This is a genomic window from Rhodococcus sp. MEB032 (genome assembly GCF_030208925.1).
GTDB classification, from domain to species: domain Bacteria; phylum Actinomycetota; class Actinomycetes; order Mycobacteriales; family Mycobacteriaceae; genus Rhodococcus_F; species Rhodococcus_F qingshengii.
In genome coordinates this window covers 39246-56133 of sequence record NZ_JARVSY010000056.1, presented here as the reverse complement: position 1 = coordinate 56133, position 16888 = coordinate 39246, and the positions used below count along the sequence as shown (strand labels likewise).

The following is a 16888-nucleotide window of genomic DNA, read 5'->3' as shown; positions in this document are numbered from 1 at the left end:
CGCCGTGTGCTATCCCGGGTGCCCCGACATGACGTTGATCGAACACATGGTGAGCCACCACGCCGTTCTCGTCACGCTGGACCGACAGGGCGTGGCCGTGCGGGTTCTGCGGCCCACAACCAAGACAGTCGGGGTGGTGGGGCGGTAAATCAGGCGACTCGGAAGTCGTGCCCCAGAACGAGCGCACCCAGTTCTCGATAGTGGGGCCGGCCGACCCGCTGACCTCGTCCGGAATTCTCTTCATGGTCGGACCTCTCTGTCGTGAAAAAACTGTGCCGAGTCTGTCGCGTCTTCGTGCGCTCGGCCTGCACCGCTGTCAGTTTCGAAAGATAAACTGCACTATGTCAGAAGTGAACCGCACTAAAGGATCGACCAAGCCGACATAGCTTTAAAGAGAGAAGTGATCTCCCGCGAGGATTTCGGACCTGGAGATGACTATTCTGAGGCCGCGTTTGCGGACTGCCCGTAACTGAGTTCTTGTCTAGGGAACATTCCAGCCACCACGAAGGGCATCTCGCGAATGCAACTATCTCACACCCGACCTGCCTCGGCCGAATGCTGCGACGACCCCAATCTCTGCCGCTCCGCGGCGGCAGGCGAGGCCCGCGCGCCTCGCATCAAGATGACCGCGCTCTGAGGTCGATTTGTTGCGCCCAACGCTTGAAGGAGCGCGTCCAGCGCGATGTCCTCGTTATCGAATATCAAGATTGCATGGAGGTCGTCGCGGAGTGCGCAGCGGGCGCAGAAACGGGCTCGGTAGCGTTCGCCCTTCGTGGTTGCAGGCGTTCGCAGCGCAGGTCGAGCGCGATGCCGGCGCACTCTTGGCGCTGATCGCGGAGTTGAACCGTCAGATCGGCGACCTCGAAGCCGAACTGACCCGCCATTTTGGAACACACCCGGACGCTGACACGCAACGCCGCCGTCTACCTCTCCCTGCCAGGAATCGGTGTCATCCTCGCCGCCCGGGGCTCGGTGAATTCAGCGACGACGTCGACCGCTACACCAACGCCGAGTCTCGCAAGAATTACGCCGGTACGTCACCCCTACAGTTTCGTCGGGCAAGAAGCGGGCCGTACTGGCTCGACATATCCGCAACGGGCGGCTCTACGATGCCATCGACCGGTGGGCGTTCTGCGCCCTCAGCCAGAGTCCGGCCGCTCGCGCGTTCTACGACCAACACCGTGCTACCGGAGACCTCCACCACCAAGCGCTCCGCGCACTCGCCAACAGACTTGTCGGGCCACTGCACGGGTGCGTACGCCACTGCACCGAATACGACGAACACACCGCTTGGGCATACCGCACCGCGCAACAACCCGACGCAGCTTGACAAGGTACAATTCTGGGATATCTAGGGTGATTCAGTCCATTTTGTGGCGGGACGCGAAACCGGGATGGCTGAATGGCAGACTGCGTGAGAAGGCCACGCCTACGGTTGCGGCCGCGCCGTCGACGATCCCCCACGTCGTCTCTGATAGGTGTGCGGCGAAGAACGTATCGTCCACCCCTTGCTCACGACCGTTGTCGATCCACCACTGAGTCGCAGATAGACCAGAACCCAGAATGGACGCCACGGCCAAGGGAATGACCGAAGTATCTGCGTGAACACGCTGAAGACTTTCACTGAACCGATCGGCGACGACCTCCATCACCGACCTCAGTTCGTCAGCAACTCCGCCATTTCCCGATCCGGAGTACTGAAACAAGTGATTCGCCATAAGGAATCTGACGACCGTGGGATACCGCCCGACGATCGTGACGTAGCTCTGGACGGACGAGCGAACCATGTCGTCAACCGAAGCATAATCTTGGTCGGCGAGAATAGTGGCTTTCGCCGAATCCCACATCAACGCACCGAGTTTCGCCGCCACCGCCGCGTTCAAGCCCGCTTTGTCGCCAAAGTAGCGGTACAGCTTTGGTTTAGATACACGGGCCTCCGCAGCGATGTCGTCCATGCTGACGCCTGCACCATACCGTTCGATGATCCGTATGGTCGCGTCGACCAGCTGCGCGCGTACCTCGACTCTATGCTCATCCCAGCGGGTGCTACGGGCATCGGTAACTCGACGCTGCACCTGAGATGGAGTAAATGAAACGCGGCGGACGAATGACATTGTGGGGTTAACAATACCCTGAAGGGTCCTCTCAAGCGAGTCGGGCTGGAGAGCCGTTCGCTGAAACCTCTCGGTTCGCTCGCAGCGGTTCGGCACCCTCCCTCAAGCAGCCGATCGGCCGCCGGATCGCACCGTGTCGATCACATACACCGGCGGCACGACCGGAAAGCCGAAGGGAGCCATCGGAGGCTTCGGCATTGTTCACGATGACGCAGATTCAACTCTCCGGAGTGAGAATGGCCGGGTACCCTAAATTCTCGTTGTGCACCCCGCTGTCGCATGCTGGGGCTGCGTTCTTCGTGCCGACCCTGACGAAAGGCGGCCCGATGATGGTGCTGCCGAAGTTTTATCCGCCGAGGTGCTGCGCACCATCGACGCAAAAAAGATCACCGTGGCGATGCCATCGATGCTGTACGCCTCGATGGACCCCTCCCAACTCGGACACGCGCGGCCTGTCGACGATCGTGGCCGTCTCACGAGCTCATGTGTGTCCGGTCGACGGTTCAAAAGCCATCGCCTACCGTGGCTGCGTCCAATCGGGCCGCTGCTTCGTTGAAATAGTTTGGTGCCTCCATGTTGATCATGTGACCGATCTGTGGCAACGCCACGAACTCATGCAACCGGCGGCGCTGCTGCAGTCGGTCGGCGAGATCAATGGAATGAACCGCGGGTGTCAACTTGTCGGCCGAGCCCACGATCACGGTCGTCGGAACCGTAAGTGAGTCGATTCCTTTGCTTACATCGATGGTGGCCAGGACCCTGCCCCACATTCCCCGAACCGCAGGGGGGCACCGCAGTACTATGTCGGAACACTCAGCCACAACGTCTGCTGGCGCGTGTGGACCCATCGTCCCGTATTTCACCAACCGTCGGTTGAAGCGAGTGTCAAGCATCTCCGGTCCCGCGGTGGCGAGCCCGGCTGCGAATGCCCGCTCCAGTGAGGCGCGGAATCGACGTGGCGACCCAATTAGCGTCGATTTACTCACCAACTGCGAGGGGCCGGTACTCGCCAAGACGGCACCGCGGGATAAGACGGGCACCGACTCCGGGTGCTCGGCAGCCCAACCCATGATGGACATCCCGCCCATACTGTGACCGGTCACCAATGCCTTACGATTAGACGTGACAACAGCGCGCAAGACAGCCTCGAGATCGTCGCCGAGCACCGACGAAGAGAAGGGCGCGCGACCCCGGTCGCTCCAGCCATGCCCTCGTTGGTCATACACCACCACACGGTGTGTGGTGGCGAAGTGCTCGATCTGAGGTCTCCAGAACCGACCTTGGCAAGCCCACCCGTGGCTGAACACCAGCAGCGGCGCATCATCACCGAGCCCGTACTCCTCGACAAACAGCCTCGTGCCGTCACTGGAGAGAACCTCCCGCGACCGCCGCGACAATAGGCCAGCTTTCGAGGAGTCAGAGGTCATCGAAACTCACCGTCACAGCGTCGGTGAGCGGAAGTGCCTGGCACGCGAGTCGCTCGCCGTCCTCAATGTCGTCGTCTACGAGGATGTTGTTCTGCACCATCTCGACATCGCCATCGATGAGCTTGCACACACACGCGCTGCATGCGCCCTCTCGGCACGAGTACGGGGCATTGTGCCCTCGCGAGAGCAGCACATCGAGCAGAGGCGTGTTACGTGGCCACTCCGTGGTGATGCACTCTCCGTTCAGGTAAACCGTGGCCGTAGCTACACCCTCGTCGTCACTGAGTCGACGCAGTGTTGCGGTGTCGAACGGGTCACCCGTCAGCGACTGGAATACCTCTCGATGTACATCCGAATGATCCACTCCGCATGCGGCGGCAGAGCTTTCCACAAGATCCATGAAAGGGGAGGGCCCGCAGGTGAAAATTGCCGATCCCTTGTGTTCACGAATAATCTTTTCTACAGCCTCTGATGTGGGAATCCCGTTCTCCGACTCAAGCCAGTCAACCAAAGTGAACCGCTCGGCGAATTCAGATCTAATCTGCTCAAGCCGGCACTCGTACATGATCGAATCGGAGTCACGGTTTGCGTAGAACAGGACAACTTCCCCACTGCCCGACACCAGAGCCGACTGCACCAGCGACAGAACCGGAGTGATGCCGCTTCCGCCAGCGAAGAAGAGCAAGTCGACGTCGAGGCTCTTAGCGGTAAACTTTCCCGATGGCGTGAGGACGGTCACCTCCATGCCGATGGAAACGTTGTCACACAACCAATTCGACGCATACCCCCCAGCGGTGCGCTTCACCCCGATCTCGAGGCGGAAGTCATCGACATGAGGCGAACTGCTCAGCGAGTAGCATCGTGCGACGTGGCCCGTCTGGTCGGACGGGATCTTCAACGTAATGAACTGCCCGGGTAGATGCTTGAAATCGTCGACGATCTCGTCAGGCACTTCGAAGGCGATGCTCACGGAGTCCTTGGTCTCCTGCACGACCTCCGACACGGTCAGCGTTCGCGATCGCGCGGTGGTGCCCGGCCGATTCTCCTGTTCGAGGGTCATTTGATGATCCCCCGCTTACGAGCCAAGGCGTAGCCCGCGCGTGTGACAGGCGCAGAGATGTCCTGGTAGCGCGGACCGACAACGCGTGCGACAAAGTCGAAGCCACGTGCGTCTGCGCCGATCAGCACTCGGGGCTTCTTCTTGTCCATTCCCTTGAGGATGGCGCACGCAGCTTTCTCCGGAGTGGTCCTGGCGATGTTGTTGAACATCGAGGCAATGGTGGCGGTATCTGCCCCCATACCGGATACACCACGAGCGTTGTTGACGATATTAGTCTTGACGCCGCCGGGGTGAACGCATGTCACCGTGACCGGATGCCGACTGATTTTCATCTCTTGCCGAAGCGCTTCGGTGAAGCCACGCACACCGAACTTCGCGGCGTTGTAAGCGCTTTGACTGGGGATCCCGACCAGACCGAAGACGCTGGAGGTGTTTACCAGATGACCATCACCAGAGGCGATCAGATAAGGCAGGAACGCCTTGGTCCCGTTGACGACACCACCGAAGTTGATGCCCATCAGCCAGTCGAAATCCTCCCAGGACATGTCGACAACGTCGGCGCCGAGGGCGACGCCGGCATTGTTGAACACCATGTTGACGCGCCCGAAAGACGACTGCACGCTCTCTGCGTAAACCTGGAACGCAGCACGATCTGCCACGTCCAACACCGCGGTCTCCACGGTCGCACGATGCGCGGTACGGCACATGTCCGCCGTCTCCTCGAGATGCACTTCGTCGACGTCGGACAAGGCAAGGCTGGCCCCGCGTTCGGCCAGTTGGAGGGCAAGGGACCGACCGATCCCTGAGGCGGCTCCCGTGACGACTGCGACCTGGGTCGCGTAATTGCCTGCTGTCGAACTACTCACTGTCGGATACTCACTTCTCGATGACCTACGGTTGGATTGTCAGGCGATCTCGTACTCGGCGGGCTCGAAGTCTTTCGTCGCTCGCCAGTACTGCCAGGTGAACCCGGGCCACACCGTACGGTTGACACCTTGCGAGTCCAGATACCAACTCGTACATCCGCCGTTGGTCCACACGCCCTTGGCGAGCTTGTGTTGGATGCTCTTGTTGAAGTGTTCTTGAACCTCGGCCCGCACATCAACACGCTCCGCACCTCGACTGTCGACGGCGTCGATGGCCTTCATGATGTACTTGATCTGCTGCTCGATCATGAACACGACAGAGTTGTGCCCAAGACCCGTGTTAGGTCCGAGCAGGAAGAACAGGTTCGGGAAGCCCTCGGTGGTGATGCCGAGGTGGGTATTGATGCCCGTCCGGTGCCAGTGCGACGGCAAGTCCTCGCCCCGAGCGCCCTTGAGCGCGAGTTGATCGAACCCGTCCGTGACATGGAACCCTGTGGCGTAAATGATCACATCCACAGGGTGTGACACGCCGTCAGGGGTGACGATCGAATCGGCAGTGATCTTTTCGATCCGATCGCTGATCACTGTCGTGTTGGGGGCGGCGAGCGCAGGGTAGTAGTCGTTCGATCCCAGGATGCGCTTGCATCCGATGCGGTAGGACGGCATCAGCTTCCGGCGGAGCTCGGGGTCGGTGATAGAACGCTCGATGTTCCATTTCGCCACCTTTTCGATCGGTCGCATAAGGTTGGAGTGGCCGTTAAGCCCGAAGGCCAGGCTCTCTGCGCCCCAGTAGACCGACCACCGAGCGAGGCGGCGAGTAATAGGGATCTTGCTGAGCAGCGTCCGAAGTACCGGCGGCACCGCGAAGTTCTTGCGTGGAAGTACCCAAGCCGGGGTTCGCTGGAAGACCGTGAGTGTGCCGGCGTCCTTCTGCACGAACGGCACGAACTGAATCGCGCTGGCACCGGTGCCAATGACGGCCACCCGCTTGCCCTGGAGATCCACCGTGTGGTCCCACTGTGCCGAATGGAACGCCTGACCGGCGAACTCGTCGATTCCGGGGATATTCGGAAAATTCGGGATGTGCAGAGCGCCGACACCGGACACGATGTACTGCGCGACGTACTCCCGGCCCGACTCGGTACGCAGGTGCCACCGAGATTCGGACTCGCTCCAGTATCCGGAGACCAACTTCTGCCCGAAGTGGATCTTCTGAGTGACACCACGCTTGTTGGAGATATCTTTCAGGTACTGCTCGATTTCGGGCTGCGAGGACCACACCTTCGACCAGCTACCGCGACTCTCGAACGAGTAGGAGTACATCAGTGACGGTACGTCGCACGCGCATCCCGGATAGGTGTTGTCGCGCCACGTCCCACCGACGGAGTCGGCCTTTTCTAGAACGATGAAATCACTGTACCCGCGTCGGCGGAGCTGGACGGCCATACCGAGGCCAGAGAAGCCGCTGCCGATGATGAGAACTTTGGTAGTGATGGGCTCGGTTATTCCCGGGTCTGTCGCCGTGGCGGCGGACTTGGCGTTGGAGGACGGCATTGTGAAAATCTCCTGATCGAATGCAGAAAACGGACCCGCACGGCGCGCCGTGACGCGTGGCAGGTGTGGGAATGTCATCCGCCCAAGCCCACGAACCGAGGAATCCGGTCGTGGGGTCGAGGAATGGGCTGTGGGACGCGCGGACCGGGCCGGGCGTGTTAGCGCAGATCGTCGGGCAGGCTGCGCGTTGCGCGCCACATCGCCATCGTGAACTTCCCCTCCATCATTCCGGCCTCGTGGAAGAATCGGATCATCGGCTCGGACATGAACTGCAAGTTGACGCGATAGTTCGGGCTCGTCTGCTGCGCCCACAGGCCGCGCAGACGGCTGATTCCGACATCGGGATATACCTTCGGATTGATGAGCAACGGGTATGCAAAGTTCGCAATGGCCGCCAACGTGCCTCTATGCCAGGCGCGCGAGATGCGTCCGCGACGCTGCATCCCTTCCACCATTTCCAGCCGCGCGAACGTGATGTGACGGGCCTCTTCGAGAACGTGGATCTTCATGAGCTGGCGCAGCTGCGGCTGCATTTTCGGGTCATTCATCGCCTCGCGCTGAGCGCGGTCGAGGATCTCCTCGATGAGCAGAGTCGCGCCGGACACGGACGGGCCGAGAGGCACAAAGTGCAAGATCTTCGCGATGCTCAAGAACCCCTTCGGCAACTTGTACGGTGCCAGGCCCGTCTTGTTGATCAGTCGGGCGAACATCGTCGAGTGACGTGCCTCGTCGCCGATCTCGTTAAGGGCGTAGAGGGACCTTTGATCTGTCAGGGCGCCTTTGGCGGATGTTCGGAGCAGCGCCGAGCTGAGCAGATTCTCCGCGTAGATACCGAAGCTGAGGATGCTGACGATTTCGTGGCGCCCGAGTTCCGCCTTTTGCTCATCGCTCATTCTCTCCCACAGCTTGGTGCCGTAGAGCGAGACCCGATGCTCTGGCAGGTAGTACTTTCCTTCCTCCCAGGGTGAGTCCCAATCGATGTCGATCTCCGCGTCATAGAATTTTTCGGCCGCCGCCCGCAGCAGTCGGCCGGCAGATCTCTGCATGTCGACGGGCTTGCGGGCGCTGACACGCGCAGCGCCTTCCGTTGAGACGTCGGGCTTGGTCTCCACATTTTGAACGGTCATGTGACACCTCCGTTGCGTTCCGGGCCGAGCTGAGTCTCGACTTCATACCCGTACTCCGGGTACCAGATACTGATAGTGTCTGCGCCAATGCGTTCTTTTGTCAATGTTCGAAGTGAAGAAAGTGAGCCTTGCGTGTCTGACGACCACGATCTCGACTACTCCGGCGAGGGCACCTTGGTGTGCCGTGGCAAGGAGATTGCTGTCGGGGTGAAGATCAAAGGCTATTTCCAGCCCCTCAACGGCTTATACACCTGGTACGGCAGGATCGACAAGAATGATGCGCTCCACGCCGCCCTCTCGGGAAGGCGCACGGTTGCCGTCTTTGCGACACCAGAGGGACGCGCCGAGTGTGTCGTGGGCGACCCTGATTTCTGGGACCGCTATCGCATCTCGGGCACGAGCAGACCGCCGTACCACATCCCCACCACGCTCGAGGAAGTTGAGTCGATAGCAGAGAGTGAACATCAGGGTTGACCGACCCGCTTTGCGCCCTGGGGCGTTCCCCAGCATCCAGTCCGATAGCGCCCAGGCGGGTGAAGCAACGCCACCAGACGGCGCGCCGTGTCAGTGAACCGTCCCGGGTTTCTTGCCGCTCCTACGCTTGCAACATCTCCGGGCGGAGAGCCGATTCTTGACTGTGGTAGGCCTTCTCGAATTCGTCTGGTGTGAGGTAGTCGAGGGTGCTGTGGGAGGCGGCGTTGGTTGAACCAGTCGACCCATCCCATCGTGGCGAACTCGACATCGTCGATGGTCTTGAGCGGGCCGTTCAGGAACGGGCTTCTCTTCGATACTGCCTCGGTCTTGAACAACCCAATTGTGCTCTCGGCCAACGCATTGTCGTACGCATCCCGACACAGCGGATCGATGCCGCAATCCCCTCGCAACGCTGCCACCCGCGACGGCAAGCTCGAGTACCGCACATCAGTGGCGCAATGGAAAGCCGATCTTGCGGCAAGGCGACCCAAGGTAGCCAAACTCGTTGAACACGAACCTCTTCGAGAGTACGTGCAGGAAGTGCTCTCGGGCGTGATCCGCGACGAAAAGGGTGAGGTCTGATCATCGGGCTGGGCAGGTCCGCAGTGGGTACGCTTGTCGAACGCACCAGCAGATTCACCACGTTGCTGCATCTGCCACGTAAGGATGGGTACGGGGATGCGCCCCCGGTGAAGAACGGGCCGGCGTTGTCCGGTTACGGATCGGAGTCGGTCCGCGATGCACTCCAGGCTGCGATGACACCGCTGCCGGAGCACCTGCGCAGATCGGTGACCTGGGACCGCGGCGGAGCTTGCACGTCATGCGGAGTTGACCGCAGAAACCGGGATCCGTGTGTACTTCTGCGACCCGTACAGCCCCTGGCCGCGAGGAACGAACGAAAACACCAATGCATTGCTGCGACAATACTTTCCGAAGGGAACCGATCTCGCTCGATACCGTCGAAGTGACGTTCAGGCCGTGACGGATGCACTCAACAACCGCCCGCGCAAAACACATGGGTGGCGAACCCCAGCGGAAGTGCTTGCAGAGCAGATACGCTCGGCTTCACGGCACTGTGTTGCGACGACAGGTTGAATCCGCCCTGACGGCCGGCATCGCTGTGATGGATGAGCCCTGAGCCGACGCGGCGTCCACCGTGATCTCGTCGCCACAACGCCATCTTCAGCGCCGTGGTGACCATCGCTGTGTCTTTGACCGTCGGCACGGCGAGGAGGCCTGCAAAATCCCGACATTCCCGATTATGTCGGTGTTCGACCACTCGCAAACTGACCCGATCGAGGGGCACCCGCAACCCGAAGAGATCACCCAACTCCTCACCGGCGTCGACCCCGCCGACATCTCCGACATCTGCGACCGCGTCGAAGAATGAGTACCGTCCTGCATCTTGCTCTTCGTGGAACTCCTTCTGCGGAGCAGCCGTCTCATTCAGCTGGGCTATAGTCCTGAATTTGCCAGCCCTGGGCGGTTTTCGTTACGACCACCTTCAACAATGTCGGCAGTTCACTCGGTTGTGGATTCTGCACGTTCTGCGTCTTCTGGCTCGCGAAGACCATCACCGTGTATTCTCCGTCGGCGTCACCGGTGTCACCGGTGTCACCGGTGACGCTGGTGGCCAAAACGCGTCCCGACGCCTGCACCTGGGCCTGCTGGATGATCTGGGTCAGCGTCGGCCGAACCTCGTCGTACCGCTTGACTAGAGCCTCACCCGCGTCCTCTTTGACTGCCGCGAAAAAGGCGTCGGTGTTCTGGTAGCTGTAGGTCAGGGATCTGGTCGTGTAATCCGAGGCGGCCTTCGCCGCGGCGGCCCGTTGCGCGGCGTCGTTTTCCAATACCGACTTCGCTTCGTCGGCCTCGAGGTAGAGGTAGGCGAACACGCCGGCCAGCACAGCGAGCACCACGATCACGGCCGAAACCACCACGGCACGTGATCGCGGCGATGCTGACCAGCGGTGCCCACCTGGCGAGGGGGGGTCGACGTCGCTGTGTCCAGCCCTAGCCGTGGCTACGGCGGACGCGGCTGGGGCGTTTTCGTCCATCAGTAGATCGCCATCCGGCGTCGCTGCTGCCGCGCTGTCCTCGACCTCAGTGGGCTCGGGGTGCGGTTTCGTTCGGTCGTCATTTGTCATGTGGGACCTTCTGTGTACTTACGGTGACAGTCGCTTGCGGACGGGGCGTCACCGTAGTGGCGGCGACACGGTGACGGGGACCTCGGCGCGACCTGGTCGCGACGCCGGGAAAGTTCGGCCGAGGAGGTCGCCGATCGACCCGAAGTCGACGTATGTGTCGGCGACTTTCTCGGTCGCCGGTTTCACCGCCCGGGTGATCGTCAGCAGATCCGGCTGCAGGATCTGAATATAGCCGTTGAGCTTTTCCACAAGCTTCAACACGGGAGGCCACTTGTCGTACGAGGTGGTTGTGAACCTGATGAACGCCCGTTGAATCCGCGCCAGCCCGTTCACGGCGTCAGGGGTGCGTACAGATGCCGTACTGAGGACGTCCCCGGCATTGGACAAGAGGCCGAGCAGGAACTCGGCGTTGTCCGCGGTCACCCGGACGGACCCATCTTTGCCGACGAAATCGACTACACGGTGCATCATGTCGCCGATCGTGTCGAGGTCGTCCTGCCGTCCGGCGACGGCCTCGGCGACGGTCTTGTTGATGGACTCGATCGATTCCGGGTCGAGCCCATCTGCCACTGCAGCCAACTTTGGCAACACCTGGGGAACCGATTGCGACACGTGCACCGCGTCCGCGGGCACCACGTCTCCGTTATCGAAGTACCCACCGGTTGCCGTGCCCGCGGGCACGAAGTTGATGTACTGTTCCCCCGCGAGCGACAGATTCTGGATAGACATCTCGCTGTCCTGGGGGATCTTGTGGTCGGAATCGATCGTCATCTCGACCTTAATTGCCGAATCCGCGACGTTGATCGAGGACACCTTTCCGACGGGTACCCCCCGCACCATCACCGGCGATGTGTCCAGCAGACCGCCTGAGCTGTCGATGATGGCGGTTAACGAGTACTCGGAGCGGGTGGGGTTGATGTGTGCCACGCCGACGACGAGGTAGCCGAGCCCTACGACGAACACGACGGCGAGAGCCAGTATCGATATGAGCGTGCTGCTGCGGTTCACGGCATCATTCCGATTGATCTCAACACGGTTATGAAGGATTCGGCGTCACGCCGCGCTAGGTCCCGACCATCGATGGAGATGTCCGAGAGGTTGATGTCGGGCGACCGCACGAATGGAATGAGTTTGTCGCGGATGACGCTCGTTGCCTGCTCCGTGACGGACTTCGAGTAGATGTCGGAGTTGGCGATCGAATCGATCACCGGGGCGATCCCGGCCACTGACTCCTTGATCCGTAAGTACTCCGGATCCACGATCCTGCCCGCGGACACAGCGAAATCACGCAAGTTGGCGATGAGTAACGCGACCTCGATCAGGGAGTAGCCGAGGCCAGAAAAGTTGCGTCCGCCCTTGGTCAGCATCCGGTCGATTCCCGACGGATCGTCCAAGATCACTTTCAGAGTCTGATCAGCCGACCTCAACACTACGTCGAGTTTGTCGGTATTCGAGGAGACCTCCGAGACGGTCTCCAGCGTTGTCTGATACAGGGCGTCGAATTGCTGCGGGTCCTTGGGGAACGTGGTGTTCAATGTCGAGATGGCGGTGTGGATCTTGTCGAGCTCACCGCCGCCGAGGACATTCGCCATTCCGCGCATGACGTCCTCGACATTTGCTGCCGGCTCGGTCCGTGCCAGCGGGATCACCGAACCCGACCGCAGCAAGGCACCCGTCGACGGCTCGGCTGGGGGAAGGATGGCAACGTAGATCTCACCAAGGAGAGTGTCCTGACGTAGCTCGGCTCGCGATTCGCCCGGCAGCTGAGTCGTGTTGTCGATGCGAGCTTTCACGACCGCATGCCCGTTCTCGTACGTGACATCTTCGACGAACCCGACGCTGATTCCCCCCGAGAGAACTTTTGCGAGGGCTGGCAGGTTGAGTGCGCTGGTGAACTCCATCTGGATGTCGTAGCCGTCCGCGTCGGAGGTCGCTATCGTCGGCGGATTGTCGGCGTTGATCCCACACGATGTTACGAAAACTATCGTTGCCATCAGTGCGACTATCGTGGGTCCGAGGCGTGCCCGGTTGACCGAGATCATCAGGCCCCTCCACCCATCATCCCGGCGATCGTCCTTGATGCATCGCTGGACCTGCAGACGCCGTTTGCCACCGGCGCGGCGCAGCTACTGACGAGGCTTCGCAAAGGCAGCGACACTGCGAACGCCTGCACAATTGACTTGGCATCGGGGTGTTTCACGATGAGGTCTGCCGTGCGGGCTGCTACTGCTGCCATCATGTCCGGCTGCTCTCCCATGTCGGCGATGAGCGGAACGGCAGCATCACCGATCGCGAATATCGGGGGACCGAAATCTGTTGCGAGCCGCGAGAGGATCGGTACGAACGTCCCCGCGTACTCGACTGCCGCGCCGAAGGTCTGGCCGAACGCGATGATGACCTCGATGGCACCGACGAAGTTGTCGAAGAGGGCGGTCAGCTCTTTGTCGTTCTCGGTTGCCACCCCCGTCAGTGTTGCGAGGTTCCCGACGATCCTGCGAATCTGTCCATCCCGCTTGGCCGGGTCGTTGATGAGCGTGGCTGAGTCCTTGATGATCCCGGCCACGTCGCCCTGCGTTCCTTCCAGATTGCGGGAGACGAGCTCGAGGGACTGCAAGATCGCGTCGGTGTTCCTGCCGTTGTCCTTGACCAGGTCCTCGGACAAGTTGCTGATCGAGTCGAGCGTCTGACTGATTCCCAGCGGGGTTCTCGTCTTACTCAACGGAATGCACTGATTCGTCTCGTATCGGGCTCCACCGGAGTACGGCTTGGTGAACTCGATTTGACGTTCGGTCACGATGGATGTCGACACCAGAGTCGCGCCGACGTCGGCGGGCAGCGGCACGCTCTTGTCGATCCGCATTTCGATCCTTACACCGGACTGATCACTATTCTGTTGCACCCCGACGACGCTGCCTATCTTCTTGCCGAGCATGGCTACTGTGTTGCCTTCGAAGAGGCCCGATGCGTCGGTGAACTCGGCACACAGGGAGCGCGTGTCGTCGGACACCCTCCCCCCTATTTCCACACTAGCGACCACCACAACCACCACGGCGATCAGGAGCAACAGTCTTCGGATCCATGTAGTCAACATTTGTCGTCACCACTCGGAATGCACACACGAACCTCTGGTTCTGTGGTAGTCGACGCACCGACCGGCGCCTGGAGGAGGACGCCGAGGCGCTGAGTGATCTGATCAACCTGGGCCAGGGCATCGGAGTAGCCTGGCAGCTCTGACGACACCTTGTCGAGGAGCGTCTTGTATTGTTGGACAGACGGTTCGATTCCATCGCTGTAAGCCACGAGCGGCCTCGTGAGAAGTTTGAACAGACGACTGAGAAGGTCGAACCCGCCGCGGACGTTCTCGATATCAGGTCCCAGCGTACTGGCAAGGAAGCTGAGTTGACGGAGAAAGTCGACCAGCACCTGCTTTTGATCGGCGAAAGCGTTGACGTATTCATCGGATAGAGCGACCGCTTTGTCGAGCTGACCGTACTGTCGCTCTAAGAGTTCCATCAAACTGCTGGTGTTCCTCAGTGCGTCGGGAATGTTTGTGTTGCCGTCGGAGAACGCATTCTGCAGCAGCGACGCAGTCTGACGGAGATCGACGCCCTTTACATCGCGGAACACCGGCGTCGTCGTCTCGAGCGTGTCCGAAATGTCGTAAGTACTCGATGTCTGAACAAGGGGGATCGCCCCCGACAGCGAGGTCGGTCCTGACCCTGGGTCCAGATCCAGAACTCGCCCGCCGATCGGCGTGATCAGGCGAACCGCTGCGGTGGCATCCGAACGGACTGGCACTGAGTCGTCGAGTCGAAATTCGACTGTGATAAACGTTCCCGCGAGGTCCACCGACGACACCGTTCCCTGTCTTATCCCCGCTATACGCACCTGATCACCCGACTCCAGCCCTCCGGTGTTGACCAGTTGCGCCGAGTACACCTTTTGGCCGGGCGGTGCGATATACACGGTCCCGGCGATTACCAGACCGACCACCACGGTCACCACCACCACAGCGGCGACGATGAGGTCGCGTCTGCGTTCGGACTGGTGATGCGGTCGATTTCGACTGAACAACCTCACTTACACACCACCAATCGTTGCCCCATAAGCGCAATCGTAGCTGTATCCGGCAGGGGCAGAAGGCCTTTCGAACATCGTGCCTCAGTCGGCGTGGAATTCGTCGAAGCGTTCAGCGAGTCCATAAGGGGCTTGAGCAGTACCGCGCCATTCAGTAGCCCCTCCAACTCCCCGGGTTCTCGCGCCAGACGCTGATAGATCGTCGCGAAACTCTGGTCGTACGTTGACTCAAGTTGCTCCCCGGCGATGACAGTTTTCTCCATGGACCGGTTGACCTCGCCTAGCGACTCCCGCAACCGGTCACTCACGCGGCTGAAGGCGTCGACGATCGATCCCAGCTTGTCGACGAGTTCGACCAGCTGCGCCGAGCGGCCTTCGAGTTGGTCGGAGACCTGGCCGAGGCTCGTCACAATATTCGTGATGATCTCAGACCGCTGGTCCCCGTAGGCGGTGATGTTGGCGACCTGCTCCAGAACAGGCGATATACCCCTCCCATCACCTTGAGCAACGCGCAACAAGTTGGACTGCAGTTCATTGATCTCGTCGGCGTTAAGCGTGTCGAACACCGGCTTGAACCCGTTGAACAAGGTGGACACATCAAATGAGGGAACGGTCTTGTCGAGCGCCACCTGTGTAAGCGCCGCCCCCTGTGTCTTTCCCTGTGCCGCACCGATCAATTCGACATATCGCTGTCCGAGAAGATTCTGATACCTCACGGCGGCGGTAGTGCTCGACGTGATCGCGACGTCGTTGTTCAGTTGGAAATGAACGACCGCGGTGGGCCCTTTCAGGTCGATCGCCGTCACATATCCGACCTTGACTCCCGCCAACCGCACACCGTCGCGAGGCTTGAGCCCGGATGCATCGGAGAAGACCGCAGATCGTTCAGAACTCGGTCCGTCCGAGCTGGGTTCGAGGATGGCGATGATCACGTAGGTGAGAACGCCGATGACTGCGGCGAACGCGACGATCTTGACGATGGTGGGAGTTAACGACTTGAGCTTCATCTTCTTGGTCCTCCTGCTGCAAGCGCGCTCTGCAGCGCAGGTGACGTCTGCACTACCAGGGCGACCTGAAGTTGTACTCGCTCGCCGACTTGCGGCGTGGCGTTGTCGATGCTGTCCAGGATCTGCGGGATGGTGTAAATGGTCTGCGCGAGTCCCGATGCCGATCTGGCGACCGGCCTCGCCAGATCGAGGCCGACGTCCAGTAGTGAACTCAACGCCGGGTAGTTTTCGCTCAACAGTCCTCCCAGTCCCCCGAACAGAACCTCGCCGGTGCTGTTGAGGTTGCCTGTGGCCTGTTTGATGGCCTCGTCGGTGGCGAAGAAGTCAGCGACGTCGACGTTTATGAGGATGCCCGGAACGAACGGCGTCATGAAATCGGCTACACCCTGGGACAGGTCTGCTGCGATCGCCAAATCCTGGCCCACTGGACGCTGTTGAACGTCCCGAGTGAGCTGCGCGATCTGGAACATGAGCTTGCCGGCGTCGGCAAACGTTTGGGAATCATCGACGACAAACTTCACCACAGAATTGAACGCCGGCTGATCGAGAGCATCGACCAGCTTCGAGAGTTTTCGAATCAGGGTCGATACCGACGTTTGTTCGGACTGCTGCTTGTTGACATAGACACTGCCGCCATCACCGATTAACTCTCCCCGTCCGGGGTCAACAATCTCCAGTGCCGTTGGCCCCAGCGCGCTGGCGGACGTGTAATTCACGGCCAGGCCCTGACGCAACCGGATGTCGTCGTTAGCTCCGGTGAGCTCGATTTTCACATTTACACTTTGGTCGCGCCCCGACACCGAGGACACCTTGCCCACCGTGAAGCCCCGATACTTCACCTCCGATCCGCCCTTCAGCCCGTCACCAATCGCGTCGGTGGTGATCGTCACTGTCGTGTTGTCTTCATATTTTCCGGTCGCGTTTCCCACCAGAAGATAGCCGGCAACCGTCACGACGACGAGGACACCGATCCCACGCAGGGTCAAATTTGTTATTGATGGCGCGCGCCCTGACGGATCTTTATAAACAGCCACT

At 60.4% G+C, this 16888-nt stretch carries 16 protein-coding genes and 5 pseudogenes; 5 read left to right on the top strand and 16 right to left on the bottom strand.

Annotation, left to right across the window (positions count from 1 at the left end):
• Positions 1 to 244: pseudogene (locus tag QRN54_RS33190) on the bottom strand (PaaI family thioesterase); the annotation flags it as partial.
• Between the two features lie 571 nt (positions 245 to 815).
• Between QRN54_RS33190 and QRN54_RS33185 the strand changes: the two are divergent.
• Positions 816 to 1330, top strand: a pseudogene (locus QRN54_RS33185) (transposase); the annotation flags it as partial.
• A gap of 31 nt (positions 1331 to 1361) precedes the next feature.
• Here QRN54_RS33185 and QRN54_RS33180 read toward each other — a convergent pair.
• On the bottom strand, positions 1362 to 2114 hold the full coding sequence (locus QRN54_RS33180; RefSeq protein ID WP_054827597.1) for a TetR/AcrR family transcriptional regulator: 753 nt from the start codon (positions 2112 to 2114) through the stop codon (positions 1362 to 1364).
• A 106-nt stretch (positions 2115 to 2220) separates the two neighbouring features.
• Here QRN54_RS33180 and QRN54_RS33175 point away from each other — a divergent pair.
• A pseudogene (locus QRN54_RS33175) lies at positions 2221 to 2587 on the top strand (AMP-binding protein); the annotation flags it as partial.
• A 30-nt stretch (positions 2588 to 2617) separates the two neighbouring features.
• Here the strand turns inward: QRN54_RS33175 and QRN54_RS33170 are convergent.
• The 5 genes from QRN54_RS33170 to QRN54_RS33150 form a co-directional block, all read right to left on the bottom strand.
• Positions 2618 to 3541 carry an alpha/beta fold hydrolase gene (locus QRN54_RS33170; protein ID WP_027498239.1) on the bottom strand — a complete coding sequence of 308 codons (924 nt, stop codon included), beginning with the start codon at positions 3539 to 3541 and terminating at the stop codon, positions 2618 to 2620.
• A complete protein-coding gene (locus QRN54_RS33165) occupies positions 3531 to 4601 on the bottom strand; it encodes a ferredoxin--NADP reductase (protein WP_115304719.1) in 1071 nt (356 codons plus the stop codon). The genes QRN54_RS33170 and QRN54_RS33165 overlap by 11 nt, the downstream gene beginning before the upstream one ends.
• Complete coding sequence (locus QRN54_RS33160; protein WP_115304720.1) at positions 4598 to 5467, bottom strand: SDR family NAD(P)-dependent oxidoreductase; 870 nt, start codon at positions 5465 to 5467, stop codon at positions 4598 to 4600. The genes QRN54_RS33165 and QRN54_RS33160 overlap by 4 nt, the downstream gene beginning before the upstream one ends.
• A 39-nt stretch (positions 5468 to 5506) precedes the next feature.
• Positions 5507 to 7021 carry a flavin-containing monooxygenase gene (locus tag QRN54_RS33155; protein ID WP_027498242.1) on the bottom strand — a complete coding sequence of 505 codons (1515 nt, stop codon included), beginning with the start codon at positions 7019 to 7021 and terminating at the stop codon, positions 5507 to 5509.
• Between the two features lie 158 nt (positions 7022 to 7179).
• Positions 7180 to 8148, bottom strand: coding sequence for an AurF N-oxygenase family protein (locus tag QRN54_RS33150; protein WP_027498243.1), 969 nt, complete (start codon positions 8146 to 8148; stop codon positions 7180 to 7182).
• A gap of 132 nt (positions 8149 to 8280) precedes the next feature.
• Here QRN54_RS33150 and QRN54_RS33145 point away from each other — a divergent pair, with 132 nt between their 5' ends.
• Positions 8281 to 8622: a DUF4873 domain-containing protein gene (locus QRN54_RS33145; RefSeq protein ID WP_027498244.1), complete on the top strand. Its 342-nt coding sequence runs from the start codon at positions 8281 to 8283 to the stop codon at positions 8620 to 8622.
• Between the two features lie 121 nt (positions 8623 to 8743).
• Here the strand turns inward: QRN54_RS33145 and QRN54_RS33140 are convergent.
• Positions 8744 to 8996: pseudogene (locus tag QRN54_RS33140) on the bottom strand (integrase core domain-containing protein); the annotation flags it as partial.
• Positions 8997 to 9027: 31 nt separating this feature from the next.
• Between QRN54_RS33140 and QRN54_RS33135 the strand changes: the two are divergent.
• Positions 9028 to 9717: pseudogene (locus QRN54_RS33135) on the top strand (IS30 family transposase); the annotation flags it as partial.
• On the opposite strand, the gene QRN54_RS33130 reads toward QRN54_RS33135, so the two are convergent.
• Positions 9614 to 9823 carry a hypothetical protein gene (locus tag QRN54_RS33130; protein WP_134929841.1) on the bottom strand — a complete coding sequence of 70 codons (210 nt, stop codon included), beginning with the start codon at positions 9821 to 9823 and terminating at the stop codon, positions 9614 to 9616. The pseudogene QRN54_RS33135 and the gene QRN54_RS33130 sit on opposite strands and share 104 nt — an antisense overlap.
• Before the next feature lie 60 nt (positions 9824 to 9883).
• Here QRN54_RS33130 and QRN54_RS33125 point away from each other — a divergent pair, with 60 nt between their 5' ends.
• The gene (locus QRN54_RS33125) at positions 9884 to 10012 is read left to right on the top strand and encodes a hypothetical protein (protein WP_257216444.1); all 129 of its coding nucleotides are present in this window, start codon (positions 9884 to 9886) and stop codon (positions 10010 to 10012) included.
• Positions 10013 to 10064: 52 nt separating this feature from the next.
• Here the strand turns inward: QRN54_RS33125 and QRN54_RS33120 are convergent, their stop codons facing one another.
• The 7 genes from QRN54_RS33120 to QRN54_RS33090 all read right to left on the bottom strand — a co-directional run bounded on the left by QRN54_RS33120 (position 10065) and on the right by QRN54_RS33090 (position 16887).
• Positions 10065 to 10559: a hypothetical protein gene (locus tag QRN54_RS33120; RefSeq protein ID WP_235172426.1), complete on the bottom strand. Its 495-nt coding sequence runs from the start codon at positions 10557 to 10559 to the stop codon at positions 10065 to 10067.
• A 258-nt stretch (positions 10560 to 10817) separates the two neighbouring features.
• Positions 10818 to 11777 (bottom strand): MlaD family protein, encoded by a 960-nt coding sequence (locus QRN54_RS33115; RefSeq protein ID WP_235172425.1) that lies wholly within the window; start codon positions 11775 to 11777, stop codon positions 10818 to 10820.
• Positions 11774 to 12811 (bottom strand): MlaD family protein, encoded by a 1038-nt coding sequence (locus tag QRN54_RS33110; RefSeq protein WP_118606234.1) that lies wholly within the window; start codon positions 12809 to 12811, stop codon positions 11774 to 11776. Before QRN54_RS33110 ends, QRN54_RS33115 begins: the two co-directional genes overlap by 4 nt.
• Complete coding sequence (locus QRN54_RS33105; RefSeq protein ID WP_285184020.1) at positions 12811 to 13860, bottom strand: MlaD family protein; 1050 nt, start codon at positions 13858 to 13860, stop codon at positions 12811 to 12813. Before QRN54_RS33105 ends, QRN54_RS33110 begins: the two co-directional genes overlap by 1 nt.
• On the bottom strand, positions 13854 to 14849 hold the full coding sequence (locus QRN54_RS33100) for an MlaD family protein (RefSeq protein WP_032370848.1): 996 nt from the start codon (positions 14847 to 14849) through the stop codon (positions 13854 to 13856). Before QRN54_RS33100 ends, QRN54_RS33105 begins: the two co-directional genes overlap by 7 nt.
• Positions 14846 to 15853, bottom strand: coding sequence for an MlaD family protein (locus QRN54_RS33095; protein WP_118606239.1), 1008 nt, complete (start codon positions 15851 to 15853; stop codon positions 14846 to 14848). The genes QRN54_RS33100 and QRN54_RS33095 overlap by 4 nt, the downstream gene beginning before the upstream one ends.
• The gene (locus tag QRN54_RS33090; protein WP_118606241.1) at positions 15850 to 16887 is read right to left on the bottom strand and encodes an MlaD family protein; all 1038 of its coding nucleotides are present in this window, start codon (positions 16885 to 16887) and stop codon (positions 15850 to 15852) included. Before QRN54_RS33090 ends, QRN54_RS33095 begins: the two co-directional genes overlap by 4 nt.
• Between the last annotated feature and the right edge of the window lies 1 nt (position 16888).

Coding starts and splice junctions, on each gene's coding strand:
- QRN54_RS33110 (WP_118606234.1), bottom strand. CDS start 12,811: ATGATCTCGGTCAACCGGGCACGCCTCGGACCCACGATAGTCGCACTG.
- QRN54_RS33095 (WP_118606239.1), bottom strand. CDS start 15,853: ATGAAGCTCAAGTCGTTAACTCCCACCATCGTCAAGATCGTCGCGTTC.
- QRN54_RS33150 (WP_027498243.1), bottom strand. CDS start 8,148: ATGACCGTTCAAAATGTGGAGACCAAGCCCGACGTCTCAACGGAAGGC.
- QRN54_RS33105 (WP_285184020.1), bottom strand. CDS start 13,860: ATGTTGACTACATGGATCCGAAGACTGTTGCTCCTGATCGCCGTGGTG.
- QRN54_RS33170 (WP_027498239.1), bottom strand. CDS start 3,541: ATGACCTCTGACTCCTCGAAAGCTGGCCTATTGTCGCGGCGGTCGCGG.
- QRN54_RS33125 (WP_257216444.1), top strand. CDS start 9,884: ATGTCGGTGTTCGACCACTCGCAAACTGACCCGATCGAGGGGCACCCG.
- QRN54_RS33180 (WP_054827597.1), bottom strand. CDS start 2,114: ATGTCATTCGTCCGCCGCGTTTCATTTACTCCATCTCAGGTGCAGCGT.
- QRN54_RS33165 (WP_115304719.1), bottom strand. CDS start 4,601: ATGACCCTCGAACAGGAGAATCGGCCGGGCACCACCGCGCGATCGCGA.
- QRN54_RS33130 (WP_134929841.1), bottom strand. CDS start 9,823: ATGGTCACCACGGCGCTGAAGATGGCGTTGTGGCGACGAGATCACGGT.
- QRN54_RS33155 (WP_027498242.1), bottom strand. CDS start 7,021: ATGCCGTCCTCCAACGCCAAGTCCGCCGCCACGGCGACAGACCCGGGA.